This is a genomic window from Thauera sp. (genome assembly GCF_034003485.1).
GTDB lineage: Bacteria > Pseudomonadota > Gammaproteobacteria > Burkholderiales > Rhodocyclaceae > Thauera.
Genome location: NZ_JAVEYL010000018.1, coordinates 81,278 through 90,355 on the forward strand (window position 1 = coordinate 81,278; position 9,078 = coordinate 90,355).

The window sequence follows — 9,078 nt, forward strand, 5'->3', positions numbered from 1 at the left end:
CATTCACAACACGCTCGCAACCCGGTTGCGCCCGTCCTTCTTGGCCTGATACATGGCCTGGTCGGCGCGGGCCACCAGCTGTTCCCGGCCATCTCCTGAGCGGTACTCGGCAACGCCGATACTGACCGTCACTCGTCCGAGCTCGCCCACATCGAGCGCCGCGACCTGACGGCGAATGCGTTCGGCGAGGAGGACGGCCCCCTCCGCCTCGATCCCGGTGAGTATCACGAACTCCTCTCCTCCCCAGCGGCCGAAGCGGTCGGGCGCACGCAAACAGGCCGCCACCGTTGCAGCGAGTTTTTTCAGTACCTGGTCACCCGCTTCGTGGCCGTGCTGGTCGTTGAACTGCTTGAAATGGTCGATATCGAACAGCAGCAGGGAACACGGCCGCTGATAGCGTTGCGCGGCCTTGATCTCCACGTCGATCGACTTCTCCAGATGGTAGCGATTCGACACCCCCGTGAGCGAATCGGTATGGGCCAGCGATTGCAGCCGTCTGTTGACGTCCTGGAGCTCGCCGTTGAGGTGTGCGATGTGGTTGATCGACACTGCGACTGCGAGGTCTTCAGCCAGGTCCTGAGCCGCCTGAACCTCGATCGGAAGCCACGGACGGCTTTTCCCCCTCACCTCTTCGACCCAGGTTGCGAACGAATGACGGGGAGTGAGCACGGTGTGCCCGTTCTCCTCTGCGAGCACGTCCTCGGGCCTGCCCGCCCAGCGATTGATGCTGACCTGCTCCTGCCGGAACACCAGGAACCAGACCGGCGGCGACTCGACATTCAGTGGCAGGGCGAGCAGCCCGGCGCAGCCGGAGAGCTCGCCCGCCTCCACCAACGGCGTTGCACTCAGCTGGTCAGAGAACCAGGGACCATTCTCATGGTGTGCAGCGTTCAGGCAGTTGGCAATGTGCGCCAGCACCGTCTCCTGCGGCGTAATGCCGAGGCGCGACACCCCGAGCCGGGACAAGAGCGCCAGCCCGCACGCGTCGAACAATGACTGCCAATGCTGGCCATGTTCCCGCATGAGCTCATCGGTGGTGAGCAGATGCCCCTGGCTGGGCGAGACAAGCTGGCGACTGTCGAACACGCTCTTGACGTAGCGCATCTGGCCGCGGGTTTCGAGCAGGAACAGGCGTTGACTGGCCATCTGCACCAGGGCAAGCACCGTATCCCGGATGTCGGGCGAGAGCGCTTTCGGTGTGCCATGGTGACAGGCCAGCAGCCCCCATAAGCCCTCCTCGCCGTGAATCGCCACCGACAGGGACGCGCCCACCCCCATGTTGGCAAGATAGCGCAGATGGACAGGCGAAGACGCCCGCAGATAGCCCGGCCCCATGTCCACACGGCCATACCCTCTGTCTTCGTGGCTGATCAAGGAAACCGCAGGCGCCTGGGCATCGGGAATGCTGCGTACAGGGTTCGTTCCGTAGAGGGCGCGTACCTGGGGCGGAATATCCGTTGCTGGAAAACGGTGACCGAGAAAACTTTCCATCGGATCCCGCCGCGCTTCACTGACGACTGTGCCATGCCACTGCTCATCAAACTGATAGACCATGATCCGGTCATAGCCCGCGAGACGCTCGACAGCCTCTACCAGCCGCGAAAAAAGCTGGTCACGGCTTTGGGCGAGGGAAAGCACCCTGACCCACCGATTGAGAAGCTCCAGGGGGCTCTGGCCTGAGCTGGGCACAATGGGCTCGATCTCGAAGACCCATCGACAGTCGCTTCGGTAAACCGTTGCCTGCAGGCGACCTGAAGGGGTGCTTACCCGCGGTGCCTGGGCCTCCAACGTCAGGGGGAGATTTCCAGCTTCATCCCGAAGATTGCGCAACTCCTCCAGCATGCGATGGCCAAGCAGCCCGTCGGGCGACAGGTCGAAGGCTTGCTCCGGAGCGACGCCCAGAATCTCGCTGATATTGGCACTGACCTGCAGCACCCGCTGGAGCCCATTGTCGACGCAGACAAGGCATCCTGCCGGCTGAATGGCTTCGGGCGCGTGCACGGGTTCGCGGGCGCAATTGGCCAGGGCTTCCGCCAGGTCATCCTTGATCGCGGCATTCACGGCGTTGAACTCAGGCAAAGGTCAAGATGGGCGTGCAGGTGATCAAAGGTCGCTCGCGCCGCCCTCACCGCAAGATGGGGATCGTAATGTTGCTGGCACTGCGCAAGCATGGTGCGAAATTGTTGCCAGCTCCGCTGACGATATAAGTTGAAATAGCGGGCGCCGGCGTTCTCGCCGAGCCCCAACCTGAGGCTCAGGCAGGGCGCGATGACGAGACCGCCCTGTGTCGCCCCTTCCAGAACGTAGAGCACGCCTACCCGTTCATCCTCGAGGGATAAAACGGGCCCTGTCTTGCAAGGGGTTACCGCGCAGGGTGGAAGCGCTGCCCGATCCTCGACCAACAGCGGCAGACGGGGCTGATACCGATAGCCGGGAAAATCAATACGTGACGAAATTTCCGTCAAGCGGCGCTCGATGGCGTCGTGGAATCCCGTGAAAGCCGCTATAACCCGGGAATATTGCTCGAGCGACAGCGTGGTCGACACCAGGGGACGCAGCAGCGCATGCATTTCAACCCGGCGGTGGTCGGCATTTGTCCCTTCTCGCAGGTCGAGGAGCAGATTTCCTGTCGTCACCGTCAACTTCAAGCTCCTCACATTGCCTTCAGATGAATCCTGTGCCGGTGCAGCGCAGCCATCTTCAGGAACAGGCATGCGATGCGTGGGCTCCGACTCCCCCTTTCATGTCGTTTTGTCGTGCACGTTCCGACTTATTTCCAAGCTTGTCTGTGCGGTAGCATGCATTGCCAGTTTCATGATGCAGACGAATTATCCAGTTACTTGACAAGGCCTGATCGGAGGCACAGTCTCACCCTCCCGGATTCTGGGCGTTGAGGCTTTTGTCGCCGAGCAGGTAATCTGGCCGTCTCAGTGAAGCCTTCGCTCATTGCCCCAGGCAAATGGAGGCAAGCACGATGAAGCAAATTTCCCCGCTCCCGATCGAGTGCGACACGGCGCCCGTCATCCCCGAGGAAGCGACGGCTCACACAGGCGGCGTGGGCGCTGTAATTGGGCGTCCAGCACGTAACGCGCCCAGGCGCGAACAGATCGAATACTGGTTGGGCGATTTTGGCCAGACCGATCTGCTGACCGAGTTACCCAATCGCAGCCAGTTTCTCGATCGCTTGAACGGCGCGATGGCGCGCGCGACCCGCAGCAAGCATCTTGTTGGTTTGATGCTGCTCAATCTCGATCACTTCAAGGCGTTGAACGTCAGCCATGGCCAACGGGTTGGCGACCTTGTCCTGAAGAAGCTGGCTGAGCGACTCAAGGCCTGCACGCGGAAAAGCGACACCGTCGCCCGCATCGGTGGGGACGAATTCGCGGTGATTATCGAGAACCTCACGAAAGCCGAGGACGCCGTCATTGCCACGCAGCGTCTGCTCGAGGGACTCGCGCAGCCTCTGGATCTCGAAGATGGCGAGATCGCGGTCACCGCGACAGTCGGCGTGGCGATGTTCCCGGGCGATGCCGACAGCGTCGATGCGCTGCTGCAGAAGGCGGACATTGCCCTGTGCCATGGGCGGGAACATCAGCGCAATACCTGCCAGTTCTACGCGCCGGACATGCAGTTGCAGAGCCTGAATGGCGAGCGACGCCGCGCCCGGATCGAAAAAGGGGTCGCCAGCCTGACGCCGCGCGAGCACCAGGTGATGCAGATACTCGTGGCCGGCAACGCCAACAAGATGATCGCCTACATGCTCGGCACCAGCCCCCGAACGATCGAGAACCATCGGGCGAAGATCATGGACAAGATGGACGCGGGCTCGTTGCCGGAACTGGTGCGCATGGTGATCGAGATGCGCAGCGCGGCGACGAACGCCGCCGAGCGGTGAGACCGCTTCAAGACCTTTGCCGCGCAGGTATTGTTGCGGATATCGAAGGTCGCTGCGCACCCCTAGGATGTGAATTGTCAGCTCCATCCCTTTCAAGCTGCGGTAACAAGAGCAGGCACCGGATGAGGCAAGAGACAGCCACTGTCATCCAGGGAACGATCATGAGAAACACCTTCCAACTACGCCCGTTGAGCTCAGCGCTTATCGCCGCGATCACCCTCGCCACCGCCACCTTCGGCGCCAACAGCTACGCCGCGCAAAGCACCGGCGCATTCGCCGTGACGGCGAGCGTCACCGCGTCATGCACGGTGTCGGGAAGCCCCCTTGCCTTCGGCGACTTCAACGCGCTCGGCGGGAATGTGGACGGCACCAGCACCCTCACCGCCACCTGCACCAACGGCAGCCCCTATACGATCGGACGGAGTGCCGGTACGAGCGCTGGCGCGACGGTGACCACGCGGAAATTGACGCATACCGATGCAATCGCCCTGCTCGACTACACCCTGTCACCCGTTGCATCGGGCGGCACCAACTGGGACTTGATCGGCGGGACGACCACCGCGGCCGGAACAGGCAGTGGCGAAGCGCAGGAAATTACCGTCTTCGGCCAGATTCCCGCCGGCCAGACCGGCGCAATCGTGGGTGCTTACAGTGACACCATTACAGCAACCATCGACTTCTGACACCCGCCTGAAAGCCGGAGGGCGCGCCCGTGCAGGCCGCGCCTGCCTTTTCTGGTGCCTGCTCGTGTGCGCTTCGGCACAGGCGGGCACCGTTGTCGTGAGCCCGGTGCGCGCGACGCTGTCCACCAGCCAGCAGGTGGGCGCGCTCACGGTGCGCAACAACGGCACCGAGCCCACCGTGGTGCAGCTGGAAGTGCTGAGCTGGTCGCAGCAGGACGCCAAGGATGTCTACGCGCCCACCCGCGAGATCCTCGCGACGCCGCCGATCTTCACCGTGGCGCCGGGCGGCTCGCAGATCGTCCGCGTGGGGCTGCGCCGCGCGCCCGACGCCCAGCGCGAGCTCAGCTACCGGCTGTACTTGCAGGAGGTGCCGCCCCCACCGAAACCGGACTTCCAGGGGCTGCAGGTGGCGCTGCGCATCGGGGTGCCGGTGTTCGTGCAGCCAGCCGCGGCGGCCAGGCCGGTGCTGCGCTGGCAGCTGAGCCGCACCCCACAGGGCCCGCTCAAGCTTGCCTTGAGCAACGAGGGCAATGCCCACATCCAGGTTGCCAACTTCAGGCTCGTTCCGCCCGGCCGGGAGCCGCTTCCCACCGTGCAGGTCGCCGCCTACCTGCTCCCCGGGCAGACGCGCGACTGGTTGGTGGAGGCCGGCCCGGCCCCGGCGCCGGGCAGCGTGCTGCGCCTTTTCGCCCAGACCGATGCCGGCGACATTCAAGCGGAACTCGTTGTAGAACAGCCTTGAATGACCCCTGTGCCACGCGCGTGCGCGTCGCGCTGCTGCTGCTCGGATTGCTGAGCGCGGCGTTCGTCACAGCCGCCGACAGTGCGGATCACGCCCAGGTCGAGACCGTTGCCGCAGACGAGCTCTTCCTGGCGCTGCGCATCAACCGCCAGGGCCCGGAAGAGACCGTGCTGTTGATGCGTCGGCGCAGCGATGGGCGCCTGCTCGCGCGCGGCGAAGACGTGCAACGCTGGCGCCTGCGCCTGCCAGGTGAAGCGGCGCTGCGCCTCGGCGGCGAAGACTGGTATCTGCTCGACGCGTTTCAGGGTCTGAGCTATCAGGTGGACGAGTCGCGCCAGACGCTGGCCGTCGATGCGCCGGCGGCTCTCTTCCTGACCACCTCGCTGACGGGACGGCACACAGGCTTCAGCAGCCCGCCGCCGGCAGCGCCGGGCGGCTTTGTCACCTACGACCTGTCGCTCGATCACTCGAGCGGCGACTCGCACGCCGGGGGCTTGTTTGACATGGGCATCTTCAATGCATGGGGCACCGGCACCGGCAGCGTGCTCGCGCGCGACACGGACGCCGGCGCGTCCTTCGTCCGCCTCGACACGACCTGGACGCAGGATCGCCCGGCGCAGCTGGCGAGCCTTCGGATCGGCGATGCCATCAGCGCGGCGGGCAGCTGGGGGCGGTCGCTGCGCTTCGGGGGATTACAGTGGGCGACCAACTTTGCGACGCAGCCGGCGCTGGTCACGTTCCCGCTGCCGAGTGCGAGCGCAGAGGCCGTGCTGCCTTCCACGGTCGATCTCTTCGTCAACAATACGCTGCGCCTGCGCCGCGACGTGCCCGCCGGCCCGTTCACCATCCGCGATCTGCCGGTCGTGAGCGGACAAGGCGAAGCGCGCCTGGTGGTGCGCGACCTGCTGGGCCGCGAGCAGGTGGTCACCTTGCCCTACTACGCCAGCCCGCGTCTGCTGCAGCAGGGCCTGCACGAGTACGCTTACGAGGCGGGCTTCGTGCGCAACAACTATGGCATCGACAGCAATGATTATGGCCGCTTCGCCGCGGTCGCCACCCATCGCGCGGGCCTCAGCGAGGACTTCACCGCCGAGCTGCGGGCCGAGCTGCTGCGCGAGCAGCAGACTGCAGGTGTTTCTGCCGCATGGCTGCTGCCCACCGCCGGACTGTTCAGTGCGTCCGTCGCCACGAGTCGTGCCAAGCATGGCACGGGTGAGCTGGTCGCGCTCGGCTTCGAGCGACAGAGCCGATCGTTCAATCTGGGGGGAAACGTCCAGCTCGCCAGTCCGGGCTTTGACCAGCTCGGGCTGCAACCGGGCGAGCTGGCGCCGCGTCAGGTCAGTCGGTTCTTCGTCGGCGCCAACGCTGGCCGCTACGGCTCGGTGGGCGCGAGCTACACCCGCCAGGATTACCGCGATCGGGACGATGTCGAGCTGGCGAACGCGAGCTACAGCATCCGGGTCGGCAGGCTGAGCTTCCTCAACTTCTCGGCACTGCGCGTGCTGAGCGGAGACAGGCAGACCTCGTTCAGCCTGAATTTCACCCACGTGCTGGGAGATCGGAGCAGCGCCAGCGTCAGCGCCGCACACGACCCGAAGGGCAGCCAGGCGGTCGTGCAGATGCAACGCAATCTGCCGCCAGGCGACGGAACGGGCTATCGGCTCGTCGCCGGCGCGACCGAGGCGACGAGATCGCAGCGCCTGGGCGCCGACCTCAGCGTGCAGAACGCGGTCGGCCTGTACACCCTGCAGGCAGCCCGAAACGAGGGTGAGAGCGGCTTTCGCGCCGGCGCCCGCGGCAGCGTAGCGGTGCTGGGGGGCAATGTGTTTGCCAGCCGGCAGATCGGCGATGCCTTTGCCGTCGTGCAGGTTCCGGATCACGCCGGCGTGCGCATTTACGCCGACAACCAACTGGTGGCGCGCACCGACGCCCGCGGCAGTGCCTTGGTCCCGCGCCTGCGCCCCTACCAGAAAAATACCCTCCGGATCGAACAGGCCGACCTGCCGATGGACGCGGAGGTCGATGCGCTGGAGCAGGACACCGTGCCCTACCTGCGCAGCGGGGTGCTGGTGCGACTCCCGGTAAAGCGCTCGCGCGGCGCGCTGCTGACGGTGATCGTCGACAACGGCGCCCCCCTGCCCTCAGGGGCGCTCGTGCGCATCGCCGGGGAGGAGAAGGAATTCCCCGCCGGCTTGAAAGGCGAGGTGTACGTGACCGGACTCTCGGCAAGCAATCGCCTGCGCATCAGCTGGCGCGACCAGCGTTGCGAGCTTGTCGTGCCCTTCCCGCCAACGACCGACCCGTTGCCCCATCTGGGAACCTACACGTGCGCAGGGGTGAGGCCATGAGCATGGCGTTCGATCACCCCCACCCCGGTCCGGCGACGGTCTCCGCGCGGCGAACCCCCCGCAGTGCGGCATCGACGTGGGTCCTGGCAGCCGTGCTGCTGGGCGCATCGGCGTCGGCGTGGTCGGTGACCTGCAGCGTCAGCGCCACCGGTGTCAACTTCGGCAGTTACGACGTCTTCAGCGAGGTGAGTTCAGATGGCGCAGGCAGTGTCAGCGTGAGCTGCGACGAGGACGCGGCCTATTCGATCGCGATCAGTTCGGGCAACGGGTCCCATGCTTCGCGCTGGATGGCCAGCGGCGCTCACCAGCTTGCGTACAACCTGTATCGGGAGGCTTCGCACAGCACCATCTGGGGAGACGGAACGGGCGGCAGCGCCGTCGTCACGGGCAGCGGCACCGGCGCGACGCATACTGTTTACGGCCGCATTCCGAGCCGTCAGAACGTCCACGCAGGGAGCTACAGCGACCACATCGTCATCGTCGTCACGTACTGAGAACGGTCGCCGGATCCGGCAACACGCGGATCGGCCGCCCGCTACGACATCGATGGCGATGCGGATGCGGGCTTTGGCCCCGCGCCTACCAGCTTCGCACGACGGGTTTCCCAGTCAGCCCGCCAGCCCGCCAGTTGGTCGGCCGGCATGGGTCGCGCGATGAAGTAGCCCTGCGCCAGATCGCAGCCATGCAGGCCGAGAAAATCCCAGTCCGCGCGGTCTTCCACCCCTTCGGCGACGGTCTTCATGCCCAGTTGCCGGGCCATCTCGAGGCTGGCAGTGAAAATGGCGCCCCGGGTCCTGTCCGCGCCGGCACCATGGACGAAGCTGCGATCGATCTTGAGCTCGTCGAAGGGAATGTCGCGCAGTTGGGACAGCGAGGAATGGCCAGTGCCGAAGTCGTCGATGGAGAGGCCGACGTGCCTGAGCCGCAGGCGGGTGAGGTTGTCCAGGGGCGCGAGGACATCGGTCATGAGGCGCGACTCGGTCACCTCCAGAGTCAGATTCTCCGACGCCACGCCGGCGCCGACGACTTCGGCCAGCACAAGATCGGCGAAATCCAGCCGGGTCAGGTTCTGCATCGAGATATTGACCGCCACCCGCAGCTTCAGGCCCTGGTCGAGCCAACGCCGGGTTTGTGCGAGGGCCTCGACGAGCACGACATGGGTCAGCGCGTCGATGAGGCCGTTTTCCTCGGCCACGCCGATGAAGTCGTCCGGGAATATCAGGCCGTCGTCAGGGTGTTGCCAACGCACCAGGGTTTCAACCCCGGTGAGGGCACCGCTCGCCACGTCCACCATGGGCTGGTAGTGATTCACCAGCTCGCCGCCGCCTATGGCGCGCCGGACCTCCTCGGCGCCATAGCGCCGGCTGGCCTTGCCGGCGGCCTCTGGCGCCGTGCTGTGCCAGCCGTCCA

8 protein-coding genes are annotated in these 9,078 nt (G+C 65.4%); 5 read left to right on the forward strand and 3 right to left on the reverse strand.

All coding sequences use genetic code 11. The features are described from left to right. Window positions 1-3 precede the first annotated feature (3 nt). Both RBT54_RS11835 and RBT54_RS11840 read right to left on the reverse strand, forming a co-directional pair. Window positions 4-2,061, reverse strand: a complete 2,058-nt coding sequence (locus tag RBT54_RS11835) for a diguanylate cyclase (RefSeq protein ID WP_320367267.1) — start codon at window positions 2,059-2,061, stop codon at window positions 4-6. Continuing rightward, window positions 2,058-2,714, reverse strand: coding sequence for a biliverdin-producing heme oxygenase (locus tag RBT54_RS11840; protein ID WP_320367268.1), 657 nt, complete (start codon window positions 2,712-2,714; stop codon window positions 2,058-2,060). Before RBT54_RS11840 ends, RBT54_RS11835 begins: the two co-directional genes overlap by 4 nt. A gap of 260 nt (window positions 2,715-2,974) precedes the next feature. On the opposite strand from RBT54_RS11840, the gene RBT54_RS11845 reads away from it, so the two are divergent. The 5 genes from RBT54_RS11845 (at window position 2,975) to RBT54_RS11865 (ending at window position 8,162) form a co-directional block, all read left to right on the forward strand. Continuing rightward, the gene (locus RBT54_RS11845) at window positions 2,975-3,895 is read left to right on the forward strand and encodes a diguanylate cyclase domain-containing protein (RefSeq protein ID WP_320367269.1); all 921 of its coding nucleotides are present in this window, start codon (window positions 2,975-2,977) and stop codon (window positions 3,893-3,895) included. A 161-nt stretch (window positions 3,896-4,056) separates the two neighbouring features. Continuing rightward, a complete protein-coding gene (locus RBT54_RS11850; RefSeq protein WP_320367270.1) occupies window positions 4,057-4,578 on the forward strand; it encodes a spore coat U domain-containing protein in 522 nt (173 codons plus the stop codon). 97 nt (window positions 4,579-4,675) lie between these two features. Then, window positions 4,676-5,320 (forward strand): molecular chaperone, encoded by a 645-nt coding sequence (locus RBT54_RS11855; protein ID WP_320367271.1) that lies wholly within the window; start codon window positions 4,676-4,678, stop codon window positions 5,318-5,320. A gap of 20 nt (window positions 5,321-5,340) precedes the next feature. Next, window positions 5,341-7,668 carry a fimbria/pilus outer membrane usher protein gene (locus RBT54_RS11860; RefSeq protein WP_320367272.1) on the forward strand — a complete coding sequence of 776 codons (2,328 nt, stop codon included), beginning with the start codon at window positions 5,341-5,343 and terminating at the stop codon, window positions 7,666-7,668. Window positions 7,669-7,670: 2 nt separating this feature from the next. After that, complete coding sequence (locus tag RBT54_RS11865) at window positions 7,671-8,162, forward strand: spore coat U domain-containing protein (RefSeq protein WP_320367273.1); 492 nt, start codon at window positions 7,671-7,673, stop codon at window positions 8,160-8,162. A 41-nt stretch (window positions 8,163-8,203) separates the two neighbouring features. On the opposite strand, the gene RBT54_RS11870 is transcribed toward RBT54_RS11865, so the two are convergent. Further along, window positions 8,204-9,078 (reverse strand): EAL domain-containing protein (locus RBT54_RS11870; protein ID WP_320367274.1); only part of this gene is annotated, 875 nt, incomplete at its 5' end.